26 protein-coding genes are annotated in these 26188 nt (G+C 31.8%); 15 read left to right on the top strand and 11 right to left on the bottom strand.

What is annotated here, in order from left to right; genetic code table 11:
* The first annotated feature begins 11 nt into the window (after window positions 1–11).
* The 3 genes from Ollyesu_RS06575 to Ollyesu_RS06565 are packed head-to-tail and all read left to right on the top strand — an operon-like array spanning window position 12 to window position 2843.
* Window positions 12–830 carry a cell envelope biogenesis protein OmpA gene (locus Ollyesu_RS06575; RefSeq protein WP_279302999.1) on the top strand — a complete coding sequence of 273 codons (819 nt, stop codon included), beginning with the start codon at window positions 12–14 and terminating at the stop codon, window positions 828–830.
* Complete coding sequence (locus Ollyesu_RS06570; RefSeq protein ID WP_279302998.1) at window positions 817–1323, top strand: GTP-binding protein; 507 nt, start codon at window positions 817–819, stop codon at window positions 1321–1323. Before Ollyesu_RS06575 ends, Ollyesu_RS06570 begins: the two co-directional genes overlap by 14 nt.
* On the top strand, window positions 1323–2843 hold the full coding sequence (locus Ollyesu_RS06565) for an ATP-binding protein (protein WP_279302997.1): 1521 nt from the start codon (window positions 1323–1325) through the stop codon (window positions 2841–2843). The genes Ollyesu_RS06570 and Ollyesu_RS06565 overlap by 1 nt, the downstream gene beginning before the upstream one ends.
* Window positions 2844–2893: 50 nt before the next feature.
* Here Ollyesu_RS06565 and Ollyesu_RS06560 read toward each other — a convergent pair whose 3' ends face one another.
* A complete protein-coding gene (locus Ollyesu_RS06560; protein WP_279302996.1) occupies window positions 2894–3325 on the bottom strand; it encodes a TerB family tellurite resistance protein in 432 nt (143 codons plus the stop codon).
* A gap of 146 nt (window positions 3326–3471) precedes the next feature.
* On the opposite strand from Ollyesu_RS06560, the gene mfd reads away from it, so the two are divergent.
* Together mfd and Ollyesu_RS06550 are read left to right on the top strand one after the other, a co-directional pair.
* Window positions 3472–6810, top strand: coding sequence for a transcription-repair coupling factor (gene mfd, locus Ollyesu_RS06555; RefSeq protein WP_279302995.1), 3339 nt, complete (start codon window positions 3472–3474; stop codon window positions 6808–6810).
* 34 nt (window positions 6811–6844) lie between these two features.
* Window positions 6845–8215 (top strand): TlpA disulfide reductase family protein, encoded by a 1371-nt coding sequence (locus tag Ollyesu_RS06550; protein ID WP_279302994.1) that lies wholly within the window; start codon window positions 6845–6847, stop codon window positions 8213–8215.
* Between the two features lie 20 nt (window positions 8216–8235).
* On the opposite strand, the gene Ollyesu_RS06545 is transcribed toward Ollyesu_RS06550, so the two are convergent.
* The 3 genes from Ollyesu_RS06545 to Ollyesu_RS06535 all read right to left on the bottom strand — a co-directional run bounded on the left by Ollyesu_RS06545 (window position 8236) and on the right by Ollyesu_RS06535 (window position 12855).
* The gene (locus Ollyesu_RS06545) at window positions 8236–9195 is read right to left on the bottom strand and encodes a hypothetical protein (protein WP_279302993.1); all 960 of its coding nucleotides are present in this window, start codon (window positions 9193–9195) and stop codon (window positions 8236–8238) included.
* Between the two features lie 209 nt (window positions 9196–9404).
* Window positions 9405–9761 carry a hypothetical protein gene (locus tag Ollyesu_RS06540; protein WP_279302992.1) on the bottom strand — a complete coding sequence of 119 codons (357 nt, stop codon included), beginning with the start codon at window positions 9759–9761 and terminating at the stop codon, window positions 9405–9407.
* Window position 9762: 1 nt separating this feature from the next.
* Window positions 9763–12855, bottom strand: coding sequence for a class I tRNA ligase family protein (locus tag Ollyesu_RS06535; RefSeq protein ID WP_279302991.1), 3093 nt, complete (start codon window positions 12853–12855; stop codon window positions 9763–9765).
* Between the two features lie 129 nt (window positions 12856–12984).
* On the opposite strand from Ollyesu_RS06535, the gene Ollyesu_RS06530 reads away from it, so the two are divergent.
* The 6 genes from Ollyesu_RS06530 (at window position 12985) to Ollyesu_RS06505 (ending at window position 16844) form a co-directional block, all read left to right on the top strand.
* Window positions 12985–13860, top strand: a complete 876-nt coding sequence (locus Ollyesu_RS06530; RefSeq protein WP_279302990.1) for a permease-like cell division protein FtsX — start codon at window positions 12985–12987, stop codon at window positions 13858–13860.
* Window positions 13861–14013: 153 nt separating this feature from the next.
* Window positions 14014–14157, top strand: coding sequence for a hypothetical protein (locus tag Ollyesu_RS06525; protein WP_279302989.1), 144 nt, complete (start codon window positions 14014–14016; stop codon window positions 14155–14157).
* Window positions 14158–14200: 43 nt separating this feature from the next.
* Complete coding sequence (locus Ollyesu_RS06520) at window positions 14201–14461, top strand: DUF3098 domain-containing protein (RefSeq protein ID WP_279302988.1); 261 nt, start codon at window positions 14201–14203, stop codon at window positions 14459–14461.
* An 88-nt stretch (window positions 14462–14549) separates the two neighbouring features.
* Window positions 14550–15344 (top strand): undecaprenyl-diphosphate phosphatase, encoded by a 795-nt coding sequence (locus Ollyesu_RS06515; RefSeq protein WP_279302987.1) that lies wholly within the window; start codon window positions 14550–14552, stop codon window positions 15342–15344.
* Window positions 15345–15348: 4 nt separating this feature from the next.
* Entirely contained in the window at window positions 15349–16044 is a 696-nt protein-coding gene (gene truB / locus Ollyesu_RS06510; RefSeq protein ID WP_279302986.1) for a tRNA pseudouridine(55) synthase TruB, read from the top strand.
* A 77-nt stretch (window positions 16045–16121) separates the two neighbouring features.
* Window positions 16122–16844 carry a TonB family protein gene (locus tag Ollyesu_RS06505; RefSeq protein WP_279302985.1) on the top strand — a complete coding sequence of 241 codons (723 nt, stop codon included), beginning with the start codon at window positions 16122–16124 and terminating at the stop codon, window positions 16842–16844.
* Window positions 16845–16848: 4 nt separating this feature from the next.
* Here Ollyesu_RS06505 and Ollyesu_RS06500 read toward each other — a convergent pair whose 3' ends face one another.
* Window positions 16849–17466, bottom strand: coding sequence for a thioredoxin family protein (locus Ollyesu_RS06500; RefSeq protein WP_279302984.1), 618 nt, complete (start codon window positions 17464–17466; stop codon window positions 16849–16851).
* Between the two features lie 274 nt (window positions 17467–17740).
* Between Ollyesu_RS06500 and Ollyesu_RS06495 the strand changes: the two genes are divergently transcribed.
* Window positions 17741–18304 carry a DNA-3-methyladenine glycosylase I gene (locus Ollyesu_RS06495; protein WP_279302983.1) on the top strand — a complete coding sequence of 188 codons (564 nt, stop codon included), beginning with the start codon at window positions 17741–17743 and terminating at the stop codon, window positions 18302–18304.
* Here the strand turns inward: Ollyesu_RS06495 and aat are convergent.
* The 3 genes from aat to Ollyesu_RS06480 all read right to left on the bottom strand — a co-directional run bounded on the left by aat (window position 18301) and on the right by Ollyesu_RS06480 (window position 20547).
* Window positions 18301–18927 carry a leucyl/phenylalanyl-tRNA--protein transferase gene (gene aat, locus Ollyesu_RS06490; RefSeq protein WP_279302982.1) on the bottom strand — a complete coding sequence of 209 codons (627 nt, stop codon included), beginning with the start codon at window positions 18925–18927 and terminating at the stop codon, window positions 18301–18303. The two genes, Ollyesu_RS06495 and aat, sit on opposite strands and share 4 nt — an antisense overlap.
* 342 nt (window positions 18928–19269) lie before the next feature.
* A complete protein-coding gene (locus Ollyesu_RS06485; protein WP_279302981.1) occupies window positions 19270–19647 on the bottom strand; it encodes a DUF3127 domain-containing protein in 378 nt (125 codons plus the stop codon).
* Window positions 19648–19692: 45 nt separating this feature from the next.
* Window positions 19693–20547, bottom strand: coding sequence for a flavin reductase family protein (locus tag Ollyesu_RS06480; protein ID WP_279302980.1), 855 nt, complete (start codon window positions 20545–20547; stop codon window positions 19693–19695).
* A 120-nt stretch (window positions 20548–20667) separates the two neighbouring features.
* Between Ollyesu_RS06480 and Ollyesu_RS06475 the strand changes: the two genes are divergently transcribed.
* Window positions 20668–21828 carry a HAMP domain-containing sensor histidine kinase gene (locus tag Ollyesu_RS06475; protein WP_279302979.1) on the top strand — a complete coding sequence of 387 codons (1161 nt, stop codon included), beginning with the start codon at window positions 20668–20670 and terminating at the stop codon, window positions 21826–21828.
* Window positions 21829–22176 carry a hypothetical protein gene (locus Ollyesu_RS06470; protein WP_279302978.1) on the top strand — a complete coding sequence of 116 codons (348 nt, stop codon included), beginning with the start codon at window positions 21829–21831 and terminating at the stop codon, window positions 22174–22176.
* Here Ollyesu_RS06470 and Ollyesu_RS06465 read toward each other — a convergent pair.
* Window positions 22171–22560, bottom strand: a complete 390-nt coding sequence (locus tag Ollyesu_RS06465) for an HIT domain-containing protein (protein ID WP_279302977.1) — start codon at window positions 22558–22560, stop codon at window positions 22171–22173. The genes Ollyesu_RS06470 and Ollyesu_RS06465 overlap by 6 nt on opposite strands.
* Before the next feature lie 132 nt (window positions 22561–22692).
* Window positions 22693–23166 carry a transcription elongation factor GreA gene (gene greA, locus Ollyesu_RS06460; protein WP_279302976.1) on the bottom strand — a complete coding sequence of 158 codons (474 nt, stop codon included), beginning with the start codon at window positions 23164–23166 and terminating at the stop codon, window positions 22693–22695.
* A 289-nt stretch (window positions 23167–23455) separates the two neighbouring features.
* Here greA and Ollyesu_RS06455 point away from each other — a divergent pair, with 289 nt between their 5' ends.
* Window positions 23456–23857, top strand: a complete 402-nt coding sequence (locus Ollyesu_RS06455; protein ID WP_279302975.1) for a hypothetical protein — start codon at window positions 23456–23458, stop codon at window positions 23855–23857.
* Between the two features lie 52 nt (window positions 23858–23909).
* Here the strand turns inward: Ollyesu_RS06455 and Ollyesu_RS06450 are convergent, their stop codons facing one another.
* On the bottom strand, window positions 23910–26162 hold the full coding sequence (locus tag Ollyesu_RS06450) for a TonB-dependent receptor (RefSeq protein WP_279302974.1): 2253 nt from the start codon (window positions 26160–26162) through the stop codon (window positions 23910–23912).
* Between the last annotated feature and the right edge of the window lie 26 nt (window positions 26163–26188).

The raw sequence follows: 26188 nt of genomic DNA, 5'->3' as shown, positions 1-26188 counted from the left end.
TTGACTCGCGCATGAATCAAGAAGATAAATTAAAAATCTTAAAAGACATCTTATTAAAAGATGAGCATGAATATGCCTTATCTATTGAGCAAAAGCTTAAAAAGCTTGAAGACTTAATTAACAAGCAAAATAATTTATCTAAGCATATTGACCCTATTTTAGAAGAAAAGTTAGACGAGTTTATTAAAGAAATGCCCGAAACTTTGGGTCCAACCATAACACAAACTTTAAAAGAAGAGATTAAAAATTCTCAAGACGCTGTAGTTGAAGCATTGTACCCAATTATGGGTAAAATGATTAAAAAATACATTCAGAAAGAAATACAAATACTCTCAGAAAACATTAACAAAAAAGTAAATAACACCTTTTCTTTTGAAAGCTTAAAAAGAAAATTTAGATCAAAAAAAACAGGCGTTTCAGAAGCAGATTTAATTATTCAAGAGCAATTTAAACCAAAAATTGAGCAAATTATGGTTATTGAAAGTGGCTCTGGAATTATAGTGTCAGAATACTCTAAAACTCAAAATTTGGACCAAGACACTGTTGCTGGTATGTTAACAGCCATTAAAAGCTTTGCTGAGGATGCATTTACTTCAGAAATACAAAATTTAGAGTATATCGAATATGAAAATTATCATATTCATTTGCAAAACTTTTCAAATTACTATATTGCAGTTGCTATATCTGGAGCTTTCACAGCTACTTTTAGAAGCCGATTAGAAGATAAATTACTAGACTTTGCCCAAAATATTATAAATAAAACCGATTTAAACAACAGTGACACATTTAGCACTAAATTAAAAGCCTACTTTGAAAATGAAAATATCTAAAAAAATAGTCTTAATTGGACACTTTGGTGTTGGAAAATCGTCTTTAATTAGACGATTTGTAGAAAACACATTTAGCGAAGATTATAAAGTAACTATAGGTGTACATGTCTTAAAAAAAGAAATTACCATCCCAAAGTCTAATGATGATATAACACTTGTTATTTGGGATTTAGAAGGTAACGATGATATAACTAATACCAGACCGTCTTACCTTATTGGAACTAGTGGTTTTTTATATGTGTTTGATATGACCAGACCTACAACCTACGAAAATTTAGAGTTTGACCTTAATTATATAAAAGAACGTTATCCTAATATCCCAATGAAAATTATTGGTAACAAAAAAGATTTAGTAACAAACGATTTTATTAAGCAAAACAACGATGTTTTTGGACGTTTTGTCGATTTCTATACCAGTGCCAAGTCAGGCAAAAATGTTGAGGAAGTTTTTTATAACTTAGCTCAAACACTACTTAAAGAGGCAAAAAAATAATGTTAGACCAATACAAAAAAGCCCACTCTCAATCGGTTAATCAATACCTTATTGTAAACCTAGACGGAACTATAAAAGAGTCTGACCATGTTATTTTTCCTGATTTGATTGGTAAAAACCTTTCAGCAATCCATCCGTTTTTTGAAAGTATCCATGAGGCGTTACAAGACAAAAACAAAACTCATATTTTTTCTTGTATACACCTTATTAACCCTGAAAATAAAACCATAATTACAGATGTAATTGTCAAAACTTTTGATGGCAAAAAGTTACCCTTGGTCATTATTTTAGACTTGACAGTTCACTATAATAATTATCAAACCACAGCTCAAGTAAGAAACGAATCGGTAATAAATTCTCAAATATTAGAATTAAAAAACGAATATCTTCAAGAAAAAGAAGCTTTTAAAAATGCATTTATAGCAAATTTTAGTCATGAATTGCGTGACCCTCTTACTGGTATATTGACATTTTCTGACATCTTAAAAAAAACTAACCTAACTGATGAGCAGCTTAACTATTTAAAAGTCATGGACTCGTCTTCCAATTACTTAAAACAATTAATAGAAGACATTTTAGACATATCCAAAATTGAAGCTGGTAAATTAGAGTTAGTAATTGAGCCTTTTAATTTAAGGAGTTTACTAGAAAATATAAAAGAAGTATTTCAGGTAAAAGCCCAACAGAAAGGATTAACTTTTGCTTCAGATTTTAATGATAACCTTCCAGAAATTGTAGGTGGTGACGCGTTGCGATTAAGACAAGTATTAAGTAACTTGTTAGAAAACGCTATTAAGTTTACTGAAGTAGGAGGTGTAGAGTTTAATGTCTCACTAAATCAAATTAGAGCTCAAAAAGCAAATATTCACTTTCAAATAAAAGATACAGGAATAGGTATTCCTGAAGAAAACTTGGAAGATATATTTACAAGTTTCACACAACTTAATAATCCGCAAGCCTACAAAGGTGCAGGTTTAGGTTTAGCTATTTCTAAATACTTAGTAGAGTTATCAAATAGTAAAATTAGCGTCGCCTCAAAAGTTGGTGAAGGCAGTACTTTTTCTACAAACATTAATTTTAAATTAGATAACAATTACAAATTAAAATCTCACAAAAAGGAGACTAGTACCAAACCCAAATCAGATAAAAAGTACAACATCCTATTAGTTGAAGATTCTGAAATTACGCAACTTTCTATATTAAAAATCTTAGCATCTAAGGGTAATTATTTTTTAGATATCGTAACTAAAGGAGATGATGTTGTACCCAGAATTGAAAACTCAGAATTTGATTTAGTTCTTATGGATATTAAATTACCAAATAGCTTTGGTGACGAGATAGCCCAACGCATCAGAAAAATGCCTGAACGTGAGCATAAACGCATTCCAATAATAGCACTGACTGCTCGCATATTTAAAGACGATTTAAAACGCTACAAAAAGGCTGGAATTAACGATGTTATTAAAAAACCGTTTGATGAAGAAGCGCTAATGTCTAAAATTGAAGATTATTTGAAATAAAAAAACCAAACTCTATGAGCTTGGTTTTTTTTATGATTAATTCAGAATATTTATCTATTCATAGTTTTAATTTCATCAGAAAAAGTATCTAAATCTACACCTTCGTGTACCAATTCTAATGCTTTATGTGTTACATATTTTGCATTGCTAGATTTAAATCCAAGACCAACACATAAACGTTCTAAAATAGCAGTTTGTTTTGGTCCTTCAATATGATCTGCCCAAACCATTCGTGCTAAATCGTATAATCGCTCTAAACGCTGATCATAAGATGTTGGTGGATTAATTGGATGCTCTTTATAATCTTTTAAAATTTGTTTATACTCGCCTTCACTAATATCTAAATTACGTGCTAAACGGTCTAAAAACGCGCGTTCTTCATCAGTAATCACACCATCACTCATAGCCACACGTACAATTGCAGCAAAATGATCCTCGTTACGCTTTTTAAATCCACTATCGAATAAATCTGAAAATGACATACTTTTTTGTTTAATTTTAGACTACAAATATAGTTAAACCCAACACCTTTTAAAATTAAAAGTTTCTTTTTTTAGGCGTTTATTTTACACTTTTTAACAACTTTAAAAATTATAGGATACTTATATTTGCACAAAAAATAAAGTACGTGAGTAAAACGGTAATCTCGCAAACCTATTTACAGTCTTTGCAACTACAAAAACTGCAAACTACTATTGCCCAAAGTCTAAGCAAAACGCATTTAAAAGGTTTAGTAGGATCTTCATTATCTTACATCATTACTCAAACCTTTAAGCAATCAGAACTGCCATTTTTACTTATTTTTAATGATAAAGAAGAAGCTGCATTCTACCTAAACGACCTAGAACAACTCATCAATAAAACTGATGTGTTATTTTATCCAGGGAGTTATCGTAGACCTTACCAAATAGAAGAAACCGATAACGCCAATGTTCTCTTACGTGCAGAAGTATTAAACCGAATAAACTCGCGTAAAAAGCCAGCAATAATAGTTACATATCCAGATGCCCTTTTTGAAAAAGTCGTTACTAGAAAAGAGCTAGAACGCAATACGTTAAAAATTACTGTTAACGATAGTTTATCTATCGATTTTGTAAACGAAGTCTTGTTTGAATACAAATTTAAACGCGTCGATTTTGTTACAGAACCTGGAGAATTCTCAGTACGAGGAGGAATTGTAGATGTCTTTTCTTTCTCACATGATGAACCTTACCGTATTGAGTTTTTTGGAGACGAAGTGGATAGCATACGTACCTTTGATGTTGAAACACAACTTTCTACAGAGCAAATTAAAAAAATTAGTGTCATCCCAAATGTAGCTAATAAATTTTTGGATGAATCCAGACAAAACTTTCTTAAATATATCGCTCAAAAAACAGTAGTTTTTGGTAAAAATTTCGATTTAACCTTTGATAGGATTGATGATTTTTACAGTAAAGCAGTAGAAGCTTTTGGCAAGCTTTCAACAGACATTAAACATGCAGAACCTAAAGAGTTATTTTGTGATTCTACAGAGCTAAAAAAACAATTGTTGGACTTTAGTTTAGTTGAGTTTGGGACGTCGTCAGTATTTAATGCAACACAAACTATTCAGCATAATACTACACCTCAACCAGCGTTTAACAAACAGTTTAATTTATTAATCGATAATCTAAATAGTAATCACAATAACGGTTACACTAATTATATAGCTTGTGTTAGCGAGCAGCAAGCCAAGCGTTTTCATGATATTTTTGACGATGTAGAACAAAACGTGCATTACCAAACAGTAACCCTGTCGTTATACCAAGGGTTTATTGACCATGATAATAAAATTGCTGTTTATACAGACCATCAAATTTTTGAGCGGTATCATAAATTTCATCTTAAAAATGGATACGCTAAAAAACAGGCCATCACTTTAAAAGAGCTGACTAATTTGGATATTGGCGATTATGTTACACACATTGATCATGGGATTGGTAAGTTTGGCGGACTTCAAAAAATAGATGTTGAAGGCAAAAAACAGGAAGCTATAAAACTGGTGTATGGCGAGCGTGATGTGTTGTATTTGAGTATACACTCTTTGCATAAAATCACCAAGTTTAATGGTAAAGATGGTAAACCACCTAAAATCTATAAACTAGGAAGCAAAGCATGGAAAACCCTTAAAGCAAAAACTAAATCTAGAGTTAAACAAGTTGCGTTTAACCTTATTAAATTATATGCTAAGCGTAAGCTAGAAAAAGGCTATCAATACAAACCAGACAGTTATTTACAACACGAACTGGAAGCGTCCTTTTTATATGAAGACACTCCAGATCAAATCACTGCAACTGCAGACATTAAAGCAGATATGGAAAGTGAACGTCCAATGGATCGTTTAATTTGTGGTGATGTTGGTTTTGGTAAAACAGAAGTTGCCATTCGTGCAGCGTTTAAAGCGGTAGATAATGGTAAACAAGTGGCTGTATTAGTGCCAACAACCATTTTAGCGTTTCAGCATCACAAAACTTTTACAGAGCGTTTAAAAGATTTTCCTGTAACAGTAGATTATGTCAACCGTTTTAGAACAGCCAAACAAAAACGAGAAACCTTAGAAAAACTAGAAAAAGGTCATGTAGATATTATTATTGGGACACACCAACTAGTCAACAAAAATGTAAAATTTAAAGATTTAGGATTGTTAATTGTTGATGAAGAACAAAAGTTTGGTGTCGCAGTAAAAGAAAAGCTTAAAACGTTAAAGGATAACGTAGACGTATTAACACTTACTGCAACTCCAATACCAAGAACATTACAGTTTAGTTTGATGGCAGCACGTGATTTGTCTGTTATTACCACACCTCCACCAAACCGTTATCCAATAGAGAGCCACGTTATTAGATTTAATGAAGAGGCTATTAGAGATGCTGTTAGTTATGAGATTGAACGTGGTGGTCAGGTCTTTTTTATTCATAATCGTATAGAAAATATTCGGGAAGTCGCAGGACTAATTCAACGATTAGTACCAGATGCTAAAATTGGGATTGGTCATGGACAGTTAGAAGGTAAAAAATTAGAAGAATTGATGCTAGGCTTTATGAACGGAGATTTTGATGTCTTGGTTAGTACGACTATTGTAGAAAGTGGTTTAGACGTCCCAAATGCCAATACCATTTTTATAAATAATGCAAATAATTTTGGATTAAGTGATTTACATCAAATGCGAGGACGTGTAGGACGAAGCAACAAAAAAGCATTTTGTTATTTTATTACTCCAGAATATTCTGCAATGACTAATGATGCCAGAAAACGTATTCAAGCTTTAGAGCAGTTTACAGAACTTGGAAGCGGATTTAATATTGCAATGAAAGATTTAGAAATCAGAGGAGCTGGAGATTTACTAGGTGGTGAGCAAAGTGGATTTATTAACGACATTGGATTTGACACTTACCAAAAAATCTTGAATGAAGCAATTGAAGAGCTTAAAGACAATGAATTTAAAGACCTGTATAACGAACCTATTGAAAACAAACAATACGTCAAAGATATTACTATAGACACGGACTTTGAGCTATTATTCCCTGACGATTATGTCAATAATATCACCGAACGTTTAAACCTCTATACACAACTAAATAATTTTAAAACAGAAGAAGAGCTTACCAAATTTGAAACCGAGTTAATTGACCGTTTTGGCGAATTACCAACACAAGTCGTAGATTTATTAAACAGTGTTAGACTAAAATGGATAGCTACCAAATTAGGTGTAGAAAAAGTTATTATGAAACAAGGCAAGCTCATTGGTTATTTTATTAACGACCAACAAAGCAGTTTTTATCAAAGTCCTAATTTTACTAAGCTGTTACAATATGTACAAACACATCCACAATCCTGTAAGATGAAAGAAAAACAAACTAGAAATGGTTTACGTTTATTGCTTACCTTTGAGCATATTAAAACGGTCAAACAAGCACTAAATGCTTTACAACCAATTTTGGAATAGTTTTTGAAAATATTAAAGAAAAAACCAGAACATAATGTTTAAAAAAATACTTTTTTTATTCGCCATTTTGCCCAATTTTATATTGGCTCAACATACCATAAAAGGAACATTTACTCCTGCTGATCAATTTAAATTTGCGTTTTTATATCAAGTTACTGCAGACACTTCAATTTTTGTAGATAATGCAGATATAGACGAAGAAGGTCGTTTTACTTTCGAGCTTAAAAAAACTCAAGCTCCAGGAACCTATCGTATTGTTTATGCACAACCACAAGACGAGTATAACTTTGATTTTTTGTATAATAATGAAGATATCGAGCTAACCTTTGATTTGGATAAAGGCTTAGAATTTGTAACATCAGAAGAAAATAAATTATGGCTATCATATAATAACAGTATGTCTATGATTGGTCAAAGCTTAAATACGTTTTATAGTAAAAACCAAAAGGACGCTAAAGACTTTAAAAAAATTATAGACATTCTAAAAACCACACAATCAGAATTTGAAAAAGCAGCAGAAGGTAAGTTAGTTCTTAACTTTATAACTGCAAGTCAGCCCTATATTCCAGAGGAATTTGTAGATGCTAAAACATTTACTAATAATGCTAAAAACCAGTATTTTAAACATATCAACTTTGGCAATCCAGTACTTCAAAATTCTAATTTTTTAATTGAAGCGACTTTAAATTATGTGTTTAATTTTATTGATAACGAAGATGCTAATGTCTCTTACATTAATAATATCAATACAGCAGTAAAAGCTATAGGAAACAACCCTAAGGTCAAGAAAATTTTATTAGAAATTTTATGGAATCAATTTGCTGTAGAAGAAATTGAACCTGTTACTAATCACATTGCAGATGCACATTTAATGGCTATTGCTAAAGCAGACAATGATACCGATTTAATTAAAGAATTAACCTATTTTAAAAATGCATCAGTTGGTACTATTGGACAAGATTTTGAAATCGTCATATTTGATAAAGAAGGAGAAGCTACAGTCAAAAACTTATATGATTTAGATGAGGCTAATCACTACTTAGTTGTGTTTTGGAGTACCACCTGTTCTCATTGTTTAGACGAGATTCCAGAACTGCACAAATTAGTTAAGATACTTGATAAAGGTCAATTAAAAGTCATAGCAATTGCTTTAGATGAAGACCGTTACCGATGGAAAGACATGACCTATAAATTCCCAGAATTTTATCATGTGTTTGGTGAAGGTAAATGGGACAATCCAATTGGCGATAACTACAATGTAAAATCTACACCAAGTTACTTTGTGTTAGATAAAGATAAAAAGATTATTAAAAAACCTTACGACTTTAATGCGTTTGAAAGTTATTTTAAAACATTGCCTAAACCTAAAAAGGAAGTCGACAAAGCAGAGGTTGACAAAGACTAGTTTGTGTTAAAGCACTAAAATTAATCTTTGGTAATATCAGTATAAGGTAAAAAATAGTCTTCTTCACAAGGTGACATTGCATAAGGATAATTTGGGATTAATAACACACCTTTTGGTGTTAGATTCCATGTTTTATTATTCCAATGTGAAGGCTCTGTAAAAATTTCGCACTCCTCTTGATGCTCATCTGTCGCGTCATAATATTTATCTTTTAAAAGCTTAAAAAAATCAATATCAGGATATAAGGTATCTAAATCTTTGACTTGTTTGAGTGTTTTTAAATCATAAGTATACCCAATGGTTCCATAAGAAGGATGTGCACCACCACAAAACACACTATACTGCTTAGAAAAACTTATAAAATTATTGTTTACTAAGTGTATGGTAAAGTCTATTTCAAACCAAGAATTGCAATCCATGATATCTATAGCGTTCTCTAAATGTAAATACTCTAATAATGGGTTAAATGTGTCCTGTTGGGCTTTAGTAAAACCGTTTCCTAACCTAAACATTTCTGTTTTAGAATATTTTTCATGAAACCAAACCAGTTGTTTATTTTGGTAATTCGTGACACTATCTCTTACGAAGGTTAATTTTGGGTTTCTAAAATCTTCTAAAGGATCTTCCTCAGTTTTAGTTAAAACAACATTATAAATATCCTCGTTTAGTTTTAAAGTACCAGTTAAGGAATCACCATCTTTTTTAAGATTAAAGACTTCATCTGCATCATTTTCAGAATCAGCAAAATAGTGATAGCCATCTATTAGAAGAATAGTATTGTTAGTGTAAATCCCACTTATAGGAATACTAATAAGTTTAGAATCGTAAAAATAATAACCGTCTATTTCTCCTGTTGATGCATCATCATTATTAGGATACAAATCAATGTCTAAATGAATTGGATAGTTACCGACATGACCAAGGTAGGATTGCGACCAAGTTAACAATGGAAACAAAAGTAGGATCATGATGTGTTTCATAGTGTGCTATTAAGGTTTGGGTTATCAGTTTTAAAAGTAAAAAAAACATTTCACTCCAACTAACGTAGTGTTAAATCACTCATACGTCACAACGAGTGATTGGTGAGATACTAACAAATTATATCGAGAAGTTATTTATTATTGGTTCTCGATACAATTTTCAATTAAAAAAATTGAAAACCACTCGAACTGACGTCATATTTAAAATATTATTCTGCTAGCGAAACAGTAACCACTTCTCCATCTATAAAAGTAATAAGTAGATATTCTGTTTTAGATTCAAAAAAACTTGGTGGCTCTCCTAACCTATAAATAAAATAGCTTTTTTCGGATTGTTTGGTTTCATAAGGTTCCCCTAGTACCTTAATTACTTCTTCTTGTGTTTTATCAATGAGCAATTTTTTATCAATCATGTCATCTACCAATTTATATCGAAAATTTGGATGTGATTTCCATGTGTGTTCATCAAAACGTTCTTCAAACTCATAAATTAATGTGGTACTTAAAACAATACTGATAAAAAAAGTAACGCCAATTTTATCATTTCTAGTCCACTTTAATTTCATTTTATCCAACGATATTCACAATTTTACCAGGCACTACAATTATTTTTTTAGGCGTACGACCTTCTAATTGTGCAATGGTTTTGTCGTGAGCCATCACAGTTTTTTCAATCTCTTCTTTACTCATATCCATTGGTAACTCTAGCGTAAAACGCATTTTGCCATTAAATGATATTGGATAATTCTTACTACTTTCTACTAAATGACTAGCATCAAATTTAGGGAAAGGCGCAGTAGAAATGGATTCTGTATTACCCAACTGGCTATATAACTCTTCTGCAATATGTGGAGCATAAGGTGATAATAACACCAATAAAGGTTGCAACACTTCTTTACTTGTACATTTTTGAGCAGTCAGCTCGTTTACAGCAATCATAAAGGTAGACACAGAGGTATTAAACGAAAAATTCTCTATATCCTCTTCTACTTTTTTAATGGTTTTATGTAACGTTTTTAAGTTGTCTTTTGTTGGTGTGGTGTCATTAACTTTTAGTCCTTCGTCACCAACATATAACTTCCAAAGTTTTTTAAGGAAACCATGCACACCAGTAATACCTGCAGTATTCCAAGGTTTAGCCTGCTCTAAAGGTCCTAAAAACATTTCGTAAAGACGTAAACTGTCTGCACCATATTGCTCGCAAATACTATCAGGATCGACAACATTAAATTTAGATTTTGACATTTTTTCGACACTTCTATATGACTCAAATGAATCTAAATCTCTTAAACTAATTATATCGTAATTTTTATCAATAAAATAGCCTTCATCGAAACCATAAAAGCGATAATCTTTCAACATTGAATCCACTTTTACATAGTTTGTTGTTCCTTCTAAATAATTAACATCTAAATGTTTCTGTTGATATATTAAATTCTCAACTGATAAATCATTTAAATCAAATTCTTCTTCTTCTAATTTAAATACAAATTTTAAATTATCAATAGTCTGTCTTTGCCTCATTAAAGGAGTCAATACTTTTAGAAGCTTTGGATTATTTAGAACATCGTAAAAATCAAACTCTTCAATTTTTGACTCTTCAATAATTTCATTTGAAATAATAAAGTCTATATTTTTAGGCATTGTACCTGAAAAACCAATTTTGTCAATCTTCAAAGCTCCAAATCTTAAAATATGGCAAAATGCTGATTCTCCCAAAATCATACCTTGGTTAATCAACTTTTTAAAAGGTTCTTCTACACCAACAAACCCTCTATCTTTTAAAAATTTCACCCAAAAACGTGAGTATAACAAGTGTCCTGTTGCGTGCTCGCTTCCTCCAATATACAAGTCTACGTTTTCCCAATAGTTAAGTGCATCTTTGCTTGCAAAAGCTTCACCTCTATTGGCTTTTTCTTCCATATAACGGAAAAAATACCAAGAGCTTCCTGCCCAACCTGGCATGGTGTTTAGCTCTAATGGATGGATAGTTTTATTATCTATTAACTCGTTACTAACAACTGTGTTTGTATTAGTGTCCCAAGCCCAAACGTCTGCACGTCCTAAAGGTGGCTCGCCAGTTTCTGTTGGTAAATATTTTTCTACTTCTGGAAGCGTGATTGGCAGATGTTGTTTGTCAATCATTTGTGGCATTCCGTTTACGTAATACACAGGAAATGGTTCTCCCCAATAACGTTGTCTACTAAAAACCGCATCACGCAATCTGTAGTTAGTTTTTCCTTCACCTTGACCTAATTGCTCCAACTCGTAGATAGCACGTTTGGTTGCTTTTTTATAGTTCATTCCGTTAAGGAAATCGCTATTTGTAATAGTAACATTGTCTTTACTCGCGTAAGCTTCTTCGCTAATATCCACACCTTCAAAAATATTTGGAATAGGAATATTGAAGTGCTTTGCAAAATCGTAATCACGTTGGTCTCCACAAGGTACAGACATAACTGCTCCTGTACCATAACCAGCTAATACATAATCACCAATCCAAATTGGGATTGGTTCTTTGCTAAAAGGATGCTCTGCATAAGCGCCTGTAAAGGCTCCAGAAATGGTTTTGACATCTGCCATTCTATCGCGTTCGCTACGTTTTGCTGTGGCTTCTATATAAGCGTCAACCTCAGCTTTCTGTTCTGGCGTTGTTATCTTTTGGACTAGCTCGTGTTCTGGAGCTAGAGTCATAAAGCTTACTCCGAAAATGGTGTCTGGTCTTGTTGTGAAGACTTCTATTTGATGAGACGTCTCGACTGCGCTCGACGAGACAGAAGGCATAACATTAAAAGTCACAGAAGCACCAACCGATTTACCAATCCAGTTGCGTTGACTTTCTTTAAGTGAATCTGTCCAATCTATAGTGTCTAAACCTTGTAGTAAACGTTCTGCGTAAGCAGAAATACGCATACTCCATTGGGTCATTTTTTTACGTATTACTGGATGTCCACCACGTTCTGAGACTCCGTTTATAATCTCGTCATTTGCTAAAACAGTTCCTAATGCAGGACACCAATTGACTTCAGTTTCAGCTAGATAGGTTAATCTATATTGTAATAATATGTCTTCTTGTTTGTCTTCTGAAAAACTATTCCATTCTTCAGCAGTAAATTCTTCTACGTTATCATCGCAAGCCACGTTTGCGTCTTTATTTCCGTTTACTTTAAAAACATATTTTAACTCTTTAATATGTTTTGCTTTATTGTCGTTAAAGCAATAATACGACTCAAATAACTGGATAAAAATCCATTGTGTCCATTTGTAATATTCAGGACTTGATGTGCGGACTTCTCTAGACCAATCAAAAGAAAAACCGATTTGGTCGAGTTGTCTTCTATACGTTTTAATATTAGTTTCTGTAGTAATTGCTGGATGCTGACCAGTTTGAATAGCGTACTGCTCTGCTGGCAAACCAAAACTATCATAACCTTGTGGATGCAACACATTAAACCCTTTATGACGCTTGTATCGTGCATAAATATCTGAAGCAATATAGCCTAATGGATGACCTACGTGTAATCCTGCTCCAGATGGATAAGGAAACATGTCCAAAACATAATATTTAGGTTTATCACTGTTATTAGAGGCTTTAAACGTTTGGTTGTCTGCCCAATATTTTTGCCATTTGGCTTCTATGTCGTTAAAATGGTATTGCATTTTTGTGTTATTCTGCTTAATAAAGTCACAAATTTAAACTTATTATAAGATTGTTGAAAGTTTAAACGTTGTATTTCTGAAGGAAACCGTTTTCTTTTATATTTTTACGTGATAAACTAACATCAATTTATGAGCTCTTCTTTTGAAAGATATCAAAAACGCAGATTAATTTCGTCTTACTTTTCGGTAGTAATAAGTATTGCTTTAGTCTTGTTTTTACTTGGTATATTAGGACTTTTAATGCTGAATGCTAAAAAAGTTGCCGATTTATTTAAAGAACAAGTAACAGTAACTATTTATTTAAAAGATAGTGCTAAAGATGTTGAAGTAAAACAGTTAGAAAAGAGTCTAGCTTTAGCAGATTACGTAAAATCTACCACTTATGTAACCAAAGAACAAGCTGCAGAATCCATGAAAGCAGAAAATGGCGATGATTTTATGGAGTTTTTAGGATTCAATCCACTATGGAATAACATTGATGTTAATCTTAAAGCGGATTATTTGACTTCTGAAAAATTAGAAGAATTGGCTGCTTCTGTCTCTGAAAAAAACTTTGTAGAAGAGGTCAAATACGATAAAGACCTTGTGTCTTTAATGAATAGTCGCGTTAAAAAAATTAGCTTTTGGGTACTATTACTAAGTGCGATTTTTACGTTAATTGCTGTACTTTTAATTAATAGTTCTATTAGATTATCTGTGTATGCCAAACGTTTTACTATTAAAACCATGCAAATGGTTGGAGCCACTAAGCGCTTTATACGTAAACCTTTTGTATGGAAAAGCATCAAATTAGGAATTATTGGAGCTATTTTAGCATTAGTAGCTTTAGGATTTATTGTGTATTATATTGACCAAGCGTTCCCAGAATTACAGCTACGTCAAAGCCCATTATTAATTGGAGGGTTGTTTTTATTGGTGTTTATTTCAGGCATTGTTATTACTTGGATAAGTACACATTTTGCTACGCAGCGTTTTTTAAATCTGAAGACTGATCAATTGTATTAAGCATAACTTTTTAAAGTCAAACATTTAACAGCTTTTAACTAAACCCTTAACAATACTTCACACATTAACACGTTATATTTACTTAACCAAAATATAAATACGCTACTGACCAACTAATACTTTAACTGTTTAATTAATCTAAAACTAATGATTATGAAACGAGTAACATTTGTATTAATAGGTCTAGTTGCTATAGTTGCTTACTTAGCAACCACAACACCTAAGTTTGAAAATAAGGTCGCACAAGCTGAAAAAGTGACCATTAAAAAACAAGACTTAAAAACAATTTATGATTAATTTAAAAAGTTTAAATTTGTCATAAATTAACAAACGCATTACTTTGGGAAATAGCAAAAAAAATAACAAGCCAACTGTAATAACCGAACCTCTTTTTGGTAAGCACAATTACAAATTTATGTTTATCGGCTTAGCTTTTATAGCTTTAGGTTTTATCCTAATGTCTGGAGGTGGAAGTGACGATCCTAATGTATTTAGTGATGCTATTTTTAGCTGGAGACGTATTAGATTAGCTCCTGCTTTAGTTATTATTGGTTTTGGCATACAAGTGTATGCTATCTTATCTAAGCCAAAAAAAGATTAATCCTTGATTTACGTGCTTTTCTAAGAAGAAGCACAAATTTCAACTACAAATTATCAATTGGTCATAGTATTTTAATACTTTTGCCATCATGGATATTTTCGACTCAATTATTTTAGGTATTGTACAAGGTTTAACCGAGTTTCTTCCTGTGTCTTCAAGTGGTCATTTAGAATTAGGTAAAGCTATTTTAGGTGATAATAGTATCCCAGAAGAAAGCTTGCTTTTCACAGTTGTTTTACACTTTGCTACTGCCTTAAGTACTATAGTAATTTTCAGAAAAGATATTTTAGATATTATCAAAGGATTCTTCGATTTTAAGTGGAATGAAGACACCAAGTTTATAACTAAGATTGTTATCTCTATGATTCCTGCTGCTTTAGTTGGTTTTTTCTTTGAAGAACAATTAGAACAGCTATTTGGCGGAAACATATTATTAGTTGGTTGTATGCTAATTGTAACTGCTATCTTATTATTTTTTGCAGATAAAGCTAAAAACACTAATAAAAAAGTATCGTTTAGTAACGCCTTTATTATTGGTATTGCTCAAGCTATAGCAATGCTTCCTGGTATTTCTAGAAGTGGAGCGACCATATCAACCTCTGTATTATTAGGTAATGACAAAACCAAAGCTGCACGCTTTTCGTTTTTAATGGTAGTGCCTTTAATTTTTGGTAAAATTGCTAAAGATATTTTAGGAGGCGATTTAAGTTTTGAAAGTCAAAATATCACTGCCTTATCTGCTGGTTTTATAGCAGCCTTTATTGCTGGTTTATTTGCATGTACTTGGATGATAAGTCTCGTTAAAAAAAGTAAATTAAGTTACTTTGCTATTTATTGTGCAATTGTTGGAGTTATTGCTATTATCGTTTCGTTTTTAAATTAAGTAAATGACTGTAGAAGATTACCAATCTGGACAAGTATTGCTTGTTGACAAACCTCTTAACTGGACGTCTTTTCAAGTGGTTAATAAACTACGTTGGGAAATTAGACAAGCCTTTAACATTAAAAAAATAAAAGTGGGTCACGCTGGCACCTTAGACCCATTAGCAACTGGTTTATTAGTGATTTGCACAGGTAAAATGACCAAGCAAATCGATACTTTTCAAGGTCAAATTAAAGAATATATAGGAACCATTGTTTTAGGAAGCACTACACCTTCTTTTGATTTAGAAACTGACATTAATGAGACCTTTGAGACTGCTCATATCACAGAAGATCTAATCCACAATACTACAAAGCAATTTATAGGTGAAATAGAACAATTTCCACCTATATTTTCTGCAATAAAAAAAGACGGAAAACGGTTGTACGAATTTGCTAGAGCTGGTGAAGATGTAGACATTAAACCAAGAACAATAACCATTCAAGACTTTGAAATTACAAACATCAGTGATCTAAATATTGAGTTTAGAGTCGTTTGTAGCAAAGGAACATATATACGGTCTTTAGCAAATGATTTTGGTAAAGCACTTCTATCTGGTGGACATTTGTCTGCGTTACGTCGCACAAAAATTGGCGATTTTGATGTTAAAAATGCACTTTCAATAGACGATTTTATTAAAAATCTCCCAAAAAAGGACTAAACCACGTCTATTTGCGTTTTATAAACGTATATATTACACTAATTAACCCAAACCTATTATTATTTCATTCGTAATTAATGAACTTTAACAATTCTCACAAAGCGCTAGCTATCACTTTTTTAATTACTGGTACATTACTATTGTCTGTATTAAATGTGACAGTTTTTAAAATAGAATCTGCTATTGCTGAAACTTTTTATGAGATTGAAAAAGTGGATATTGAAACTGAAGATTTAACAGAAGACTTTCAACAAACAAATCAAACAAAAGCCACCAACAAAGCTTATAATACTACAGAACACTATAAACATTACGCACAAGCTTACAAGCCTATTGCACCACCTAAAGATTACACTAATCCAAAATTAGAAACTTATAAAAACAGCATTAAAAGCGGAAAAACCTCCAAAAAAAGTGAAGGCAATTCTGCTATCTCAGAAGAAATATTAACCAGTTTTAATAGTGTTAACGAGATTCTGTCTAAACGCTCTAATAACCAAAGCGCAAAACAAAGCAATGTTGCTAATACAAATAGTTATATATATTATTCTTTAAAAGGTCGAATAGACACACACTTACCAATCCCTATCTATTTGTGTGAGACACAAGGAAAAATTGTAGTTAATATATTAGTGGATGCAAATGGTAATGTCACGTCTGCTTATATAAACAATGCGTCAACTTCAAACAATGCTTGCTTGCAAGAACATGCGTTGGACTATGCTAAAGAAGCTAAGTTTAGTGTGTCATCAAAAAAAGAACAACTAGGTTCTATTACCTTTGAGTTTAAAGGAAAGTGAGTACTTAGTTTATCAAATTAACTAAATCTGCTATAGTTGTTTGTCCTTTATCTTGGTTATACCATTTTTGTAAATCTTCTTTAAACTCAGGTGTTAAACGTCCGTGTTTTGCTTTATAATTATTCACTAAAGTTGTTGCTGTACTTGGTCTAGGTCCATAAGTTGCAACCACATTCTGTGTTTTATTATCTATAATAATAAGCTTAGCAATAGATCTTGATCCATTAGTTAAAAACTGGTCCATTAAAGCTTCGTTTTCATCTCTTAAAACCACTCTATATTCAATACCTTCATTTAACTCAGCTATTTTATTAATAACAGGCATAACGTGTGCTGCATCACCACACCAACTTTCGGTAATGACTAACCAAGTTTGATTAATAGATTTATTTTTAATGCTGGCTTTAAGCGCCTCGTCTATTTTAATTGTTTTATCCCAACGTTTCATACGTCTGTCATTTAGCATGGTGTAATTTGCTAATGCTAAAGTAACCTCGTGTCCTGTATTTGATTCTTTTTCGACTAAAGTCGAAACCAAATCTCTATACGCTTGATAACTCATACTATTTACTAAGCTATCTTTAATAATTTGCTTGATTGTTGTGTCTTTGATTGTTTCCATAATACAAAAATACAGTAACTATTATGTTTTTTAAGTTACTGTTGTTACATTAGTAGTAAATATAGAAAATCCTTACATTGATTACTTAAGATGAAAAACATCAAAATTATTCTAATGGTTCTTTTCTTCATTCTATTAGCAGGAAAATACCTATCATTATTCGACAATTATTATTTCACGGAATCCATATCTTTATTTGATCTTAGGCACTTAATAGTTATAATTTATGTCTTAATTATTTTATACGAACGTAGAACAAATACAATTTCAGAAAATGACAAAACATAAATGTGGTTGGTGTGTTGGTGATGATTTATATGAAGCTTATCATGATAATGAATGGGGAGTTCCTGTTTATGATGATGACACCTTATTTGAGTTTTTAACTTTAGAAACGTTTCAAGCAGGTTTAAGTTGGATTACTATTTTGCGTAAACGCGAAAACTTTAGAGCAGCTTTTGATAATTTTGACTATAAAAAAATTGCTAATTATACTGAAGATAAAATTCAAGAGCTACTTAAAAACGAAGGAATTATCAGAAATAAATTAAAAGTTAGAGCAACCGTAACTAACGCTAAATTATTTATGGATATTCAAAAAGAGTTTGGTAGTTTTAGTAAATATATTTGGGCTTTTGTAGATGGAAAACCCATAAAAAATAAACTTAAACATTATAAAGATGCTCCAGCAAACACAGCTATTAGTGATGCCTTGAGTAAAGATTTAAAAAAACGAGGATTTAAATTTGTTGGTAGTACAGTGGTTTATGCACACATGCAAGCAACAGGAATGGTTAACGATCATGAAGTTGGATGCTTCAGGTATAACGTTGTTTAAATTAAATATTTCAAAAATTCTTCTCTAGGGATTTCTATCGCTCCCAAACTTTCTAAGTGATTGGTGTACACCTGACAATCAATAAGTCTGTAATCTGTATGTTGAATAAAACTAATAAAACCCGCTTTACTAGCATTGCTTACAGTTGTAAACATGCTTTCTCCACAAAACACGCCATTTTTTAAATCTACTCCGTAAAAACCTCCAACCAATTGTTTGCTTTGCCAAACCTCTATTGACTTTGCGAATCCTAATTGATGCAATTTGGTGTAAGCTTCAATCATTCCTTTAGTTATCCATGTATCATCTTGACCAGGTCGTTTAGCATTAGCACAAGCTTTGATGACTGACTCAAAATCTTTGTTTATAGTAATTTTAAAATCAGAATTACGAAGGACTTGTCTCATGCTTTTAGATATTTTTAAGTCTTTTGGATATAGAACAAATCTTGGATCTGGAGACCACCAAAGTATCGTGTCGTCATTATCAAACCATGGGAAAATTCCATTTTGATAAGCAGATAATAATCGTTCTGAACTCAAATCTCCACCTACCGCTAACAAACCATCATCTGTTGCTTGAGACACATCTGGAAAGAAATTATGACTATTCAAAAAATTCATTTATACAAGTATTCTTTTTCAATCAAAAAATAACAAATAACAATCAAAAAAGACAACAGGTTTCTGTTAAAATAGTAAAAACACACATTACGAAATCGTTGTAGTAGGCATTATAGTGTTAAATATCAACTTATTACTTTGAAATTACCAGATTTTTATTGACCTTTATACAAGTCTTTAAAGTATAGATTTGTTCATCATTGCTTTTTAAAGTTTGTATTTAAAGACTAAAACTAAAACCACTATTCTTAAAGTCTTGTTTAATTAGCAAGGCTTTTTTGATTTAAAAAAGCCTCAACGTTTAAAACGTTGAGGCTTTTAATAATCTAGATGTTTATCTAATTAAAACGGTAAATCGTCGTGATCTTCTTCTTTAACGTTAGTTGCTGGTTCAAATGCTTGAGCTGGTGGGACTTCAGGCATACCTTGTTGTGGTGCTCCTGTTTGTAAAGCCTCAATACGCCATCCTTGGATAGAGTTAAAATATTTAGTTTCACCTTGTGGGTTAACCCACTCTCTTCCACGTAAATTAATATTAACTTTAACGTCTTGTCCAACTTGATAGTTGTTTAATAAGTCACACTTATCTTGAACAAACTCAACTAAAATATGTTGTGGATACTGCTCTTCTGTAGTGACTACTAATTCTCTTTTTCTAAATCCGTTACTACCAAAAGTTTGTGTTTCTCCTACTAGTTTTACTTTTCCTTGTACTTCCATTGTCTATATAATTATTAAATATTCGTCTAATTTGGTATCGCTAATTTACGATAATAACATTTTCCACGCACTCTCTACATCATTAAAACTTAAAAAATCTTTTGCTTTTTTGTGTTTTTCTTCAGTGGATAAAGAACTTAAATTATGTTGGTTTTTAAAAGCCTGAATGTCTTTTTCTTCAGGTAAGTTTTCAACATTTCCTAATAACCCTAAATCGTTTCCAGTTAAAACAGCACTTTCTCTAATGTTTTTTGGCAATGCATCTACACCTATTCCAAGTGTAGACAAAGGTTTTGGGATTTCAAAAAACCCAGATTTTGCTCTGCTATAATAACTACCTCCAGCTCTTGCAACTAAGTCTAATTTGTTTTGGTCAATAGCATTGTTTTTATCCAAAACAGTTTTAGAAATATGCATTTTAACCACTTCACATATAATTAAATTTCCAGCTCCAGCGTCTTTACCTAAGTGAACAATATCATTGACCTTGCATTCCATTTGCACAGGACTTTCAGCCACTCTAAACGGTTTTACTACATCAGATTTAAGCATGGTTAATCCTGCTTTTTCAAATTCGTTTACACCTTCAGGATATTCTGTACTGCTCAATGACATTTGTTGTACAATGTCATGATTAACCACATTAATAACTACTTCTTTTGTCGCTTCAGCATTTTCTAATGTATGCTTTGTTGTGTTATCTCTTACACGACGTGCTGGTGAAAAAATTAAAATTGGTGGATTAGCACTAAAGACATTAAAAAAACTAAAAGGTGATAAATTTGGGTTACCATCTGCATCCAAAGTACTGGCAAAAGCAATAGGTCTTGGTGCTACAGCACTAAGTAAATAACCATGTAATTTTGCGGTAGAAAACTCTTGAGGTGAAAATGATAACATACTATCTATTAGTTTTAGCAAAAATACATAATCTGACACGCAACTAAAAGTGAATTACTGTCCAACTCCCACAATATTATTAACAGATTTACATTATATTAACAACAAAAATTAACCATCATGTTTTTTACTAAACATCGTCAGCTTATTCGCTGGATTATAATTATTGCCTCATTTGCTATTATTTCGTTAATCTTATGGAATACCTATGTGTTTTTTCAAAAGTTTAAAGCTGAAGAACGTGCTAAAATGGAAATATGGAGTCAAGCACAAGAAAATTTTATTAAAGCAGAAGATGATACTGATATTGATTTACTGATTAAAATATTAAACAGTAACACCTCAACACCCATAATAGTTATTTATAAAGATGAAACTGTGAGTAGTTACAGCAATATTGAAACCAATGGATTATCTGATTCTCTATTTTTAGCTAAAAACAAAGACAAACTCATTGCGCAGTTTAAAACTGAAAATCCTCCTATTGAAATACGTTATAAAGATGAATTATATTCCACATTATACTACGGAAACTCACCACTATTAAACAAACTGAAATATTATCCATTAGCGCTTTTGCTAATTATAGTTTTGTTTGGGGCAGTAGTGTATTTCTTTTACCGAAGTTCTAAAATTGCAACACAAAATAAACTGTGGTCTGGAATGGCAAAGGAAACTGCACATCAAATTGGTACACCTTTATCCTCTTTAATTGGTTGGACTGAAATTTTAAAAGATGAAAACACCAATCCTGAATACATTAAAGAAATAGAAAAAGACATCCATCGTTTACAAACTATTACCGAGCGTTTTAGCAAGATAGGGTCTTTACCAACTCTTGAAAAAGCAGATATTGTTGCCGAAACACAAGAAGCTTTTAATTATTTAAAAACAAGATCATCCAAACTTATCAATTTTAATATTGAAGTACCAGAGCATCCTATATACGTTAGTTTAAACAAACAACTCTATGGTTGGACCATAGAGAACTTAGTGAAAAACGCTATAGATGCTATGAAAGGTAGAGGCGATTTACAAATTAAAATCACACAAATCGAGAAACAAGTAAAAGTTACCGTTATTGATACTGGTAAAGGTATAAGTAAAGCCGAATTCAATTCTATTTTTCAACCTGGTTATACCACTAAAAAACGTGGTTGGGGACTTGGATTATCTTTAGCAAAGCGTATAGTTGAAGATTTTCATAACGGAAAAATAAAAGTGTTACACTCAGAAATTGGTAAAGGGACCACCATGCAAATTAGCCTAAAAACTATTTAAATGTCTGAAAAATTAGTTACCATTAATACAGTTAATCTAAACAACCATTGTCCAGAATGTTTTAGTAAAGAAGGTTTACAAATCACCTTTAGACAACGATTTGTTGAAACTGCTTTATATAAAAGCATTACTAAAGACGTCAGTACAGAAATGTATTGTTCTGTATGTAATACTAAAATTTATCCATCACAATGGACTGATGATATTGAACGTGTTTACGATTACCAAATGAAGGCATTTCAGCCTAAGAAAGCTTCAAAAAAATATAAAGGTTTATTCTGGATTATTTTAATTGTAATAGTAGCAATTATTGCTTCAGTAATTGGTATTACTTTCTACAAATTATAAATTAGACTGTATCGCTTTAGCTAAGTCTTCAAACTGATCTTTAGATAAAGGCACTTTATTTATAAAACGTGCATCTTCCATAGAATTCAAAGGAATTAAATGAACGTGTACATGAGGTACTTCTAACCCAATAACACTTACACCAATACGTTTGCAAGGTACTGTTTTTTCTAAAGCAATAGCTACAGTTCTGGAAAATTGCATTAAACCAATGTAGGTGTCTTCATCCAAATCAAACAGTTTATCTACTTCCTTTTTTGGAATACACAAAGTGTGCCCTTTAGCATTAGGATTAACATCCAAAAAAGCTAAAAAATCTTCAGTTTCTGCAACTTTATAACAAGGGATTTCTCCATTAACTATTTTTGTGAATATTGATGCCATATCTAAATTGATTTAAACATTAAAGATAAAAAAAGATTCCTGCTTATGTGAAAAATGTTTCAGTATAAACAGGAATCTTTTAAGTATTGTATCAATTGGTCACTTAGACTACACTAAGTGATTGATTGAAAGCTATCGACTAATTTCGATAATATCAAATTTCATAGTGCCATTAGGCACTTGGATTTCGGCAACATCACCAACAGACTTTCCTAATAGTCCTTTACCAATTGGACTGTTAACAGATATTTTTCCAGATGCCAAATCAGCTTCACCATCTGCCACTAAAGTATAAACCATTTCCATACCATTGGTTTGGTTTTTAATTTTCACTTTAGATAATACTAATATTTTTGACGTATCCATTTGTGACTCGTCAATAACACGTGCTCCTGCTAATTGATCTTCTAATTTAGAGATACGCATTTCTAGCATACCTTGTGCTTCTTTTGCTGCATCATATTCGGCATTTTCACTTAAATCACCTTTATCCCTTGCTTCTGCAATAGCTTTTGATGCTTTTACACGCTCTACATCTTTAAGTTGCTTCAACTCGTCACGCAACTTTTTTAATCCTTCTGCAGTATAATAAGATACTTTACTCATAATTATTCCGTTTAAATAAAAAAGACGCTAAAACAATTTAGCGTTAAACACAAAAATCTCGTCGACACGAGATTTGTATTACAAAAGTACTAAATTTTTGATTAAATAATTAGATTTAATACCAAAAGTACTTTCTCTCAGGTTGTTATTTAAAATCAAAATGAGCTGAGGAAATACTCAAAATATGTCATTCAACGTAGTATTTATTGTAAATTGCAATACTAAAAAACATTTTATATTAGTTATGTCAAGGTCCTTATTAACAATTGTTTTCTGTTTAATTTTTGTTTTGTCTTGTCAAAAAAATGATGACAACGATAATAACAATAACTATATTCCAAATATCGCTTTTGACACATTGGATTCAATTAATACTGCTTTACCACAATACAACAACTTACAGTTTCCTGGAAATTTTGTAGTACTAAATGCATTTGGCTATAACGGGATAGTTGTTTACAGTAAAGGGAATAATACATACTCTGCTTTTGAAATTACAGATCCTAATCATGCACCTTCTGACTGTTCCTCTTTAATTGTTGAAGGTATTGCAGCCACTTGCAATTGTGACGACAATAACAGTTATAACATCGTGGATGGAGCTCCATTTGATGGCACTACAGGCCAATTTAGCTTAAAACCTTATTTTGTAGAAGTTAGCGGAAGCGTTATTCGTGTTTATAACAACTAAAAAAGCACCTCTTAAGTACGAGATGCTTTTTAAAATGATTGTTAATTTACTTTTAAAACTTTAATGTCATTCCCATTAAAAAATTAATGGTGGCTTGAGGATAATAGAAATTTTCTGTTATAGCTGCATCATTAGAGTTTTCTGGTCTGTAAAAATAACTGTAAGTATATCCATTAGATACATACTCATTATTAAATATATTATTCACTAATAGATTAAAAGCAATCTCTTTAATCCATTGTGGCTTTATTTTATATGACAAGTTTAAATTATTGACAAAGTAAGCGTCCATGCTTTTACTGTCGCTTGAGGTATTGTCTAAAAATTGCTGACCTACATATTTAGACAATAAAGCAATACTTCCGTTTTTTATTGGAGAAAATGTTATTGTACTACCAAAAATAACATTTGGTGAAAACGAAATATCTGTATCTTCAAATGTAGTCACTACAGGTTCATAAGACACTGTATCAAACGTGTTTGGGTCGTATTGCGTATCATAGACAACATAATCAAACGATTTTATTTTGTTTTGACTAAAGGTTGCGTTAGCATCAACACGTAATTTATCAGAGAATTTGTAACCTGCTTGTAACTCTATACCAGCTCTATAACTATCTGCTACGTTTTGTCTTATTGGATCACCAACATCATCTAAATCTCCTGTCAATACTAATTGGTCTTTGTAATTCATGTAATACAAATTAGCAGTAAAGTAATACTCTGGAGTACGTAGTTTGTAGCCAAACTCAAAATCATGCAATTGCTCAGGTTTTGGGCGGATTGGGTTTTTGGTTAAATCATCACGATTTGGCTCTCTGTTTCCTACTGCATAAGACCCATAAATATTATTATAATTATCAATTCTATAAGTTAATCCAAATTTAGGATTGAAAAACTTATAGGTTTCTTTGACATTAATATCTACCAAATCCGAACTTGTTCCAACAGACTCATAATTAACCGTTCGGTATTGTAAATCTAATAAAGCAAATAGATTAGCATTAATAGTATACTCTGCTTTAACGTAGGTATTAAAGTCTTGCTTATCTCCATAACTAAAATAATAATTACTTCTAATAGGAATTGATGATTCAAAAGAGTCCCAAATGACTTCACCAAAATGGTCACCTTTGTAAGTATTGTAACCTCCACCTAAATACAGATTTAAATCATTTTTTTTATAATTAAGTGAATATACGATTGCAGTAAAATTATTGTCCAACCAACGTCTTCTAATCACATCACCTTCCTCTGAAGCATTTGGACTATTTGGAAAATAGTCACCTAACTCTTCATTGTCTTTATACTGCTCAAAATACCCTTTACCTCTTGTAAAATTTCCTGACAAATTTGCAGAAAAATTAGAGCTAAATTGATGTGATGCATGGAGTTGATAATGGGTTTGCTGGTAGTTATCAACTTCATTATCATAAGTATAAAAATTATAAGTTCTTCCAGAGTTTAAAAGGTTTGCAGCTTCTGCATCGCTTGGAAAATTTCTATCAATAAACGCTTGAATGCCTTCTCTGTCATTATTAACTACAGCTTCTGGTGTTCCGTACCAAGATTGGTACGTTTCTTCTTTTCCTCCAAAAACGATAGCTTTAATAGAAGTTTTATTATCTAAATATCCAGCTTCTGCATAATAACTATTTAAATCTGCACGAGCTCTGTCTATATACCCATCACTTTGTATATTAGATAGTCTTGCTTCTGCATAAAAATTATTATTTACACCAGATCCTATACTAATATTGTGCTTTCTAGTTCCGAAACTTCCAATAGCATTGGTCGTAGTTGCATATCCTACCGAAGACGGATTTAATGTTTTTAAGTTTAAACTGGCACCAAAAGCTCCAGAACCATTAGTAGAAGTTCCAACACCACGTTGTAGCTGAATATCTTCTACAGAGCTCACAAAATCTGGCATATTTACCCAAAATGTTCCTTGGCTTTCTGCATCGTTATAAGGAATTCCGTTAATGGTTACATTTACTCTTGTTGCATCACTACCACGAACTCTAATACCTGTATAACCTACTCCTGCTCCTGCATCACTTGTAGTGACTACAGAAGGTAATTGATCTAGCAATATTGGTAAATCTTGACCCAAGTTAATAGATTCTAGCTCCTCTTTGGTGATGGTCGAAAAAGCTACTGGTGTTTTGTCTTTTGCTCTGGTTGCAGATAATAGGACTTCGTCTAATTGTTCAACTTTAGTTGAATCTTGCACATTATTTTGTTGTGCAAAAACATTGACTGATAACACAAAAAGTGCTAAAAAAAGAAAAATAGATTTCATTACGATTACGTTTTATAATCGAATAA

Source organism: Olleya sp. YS (genome assembly GCF_029760915.1).
Classification (GTDB): Bacteria; Bacteroidota; Bacteroidia; order Flavobacteriales; family Flavobacteriaceae; genus Olleya.
The sequence above is the reverse complement of the archived record's forward strand: the minus strand, read 5'-3'. Positions and strand labels throughout refer to the sequence as shown.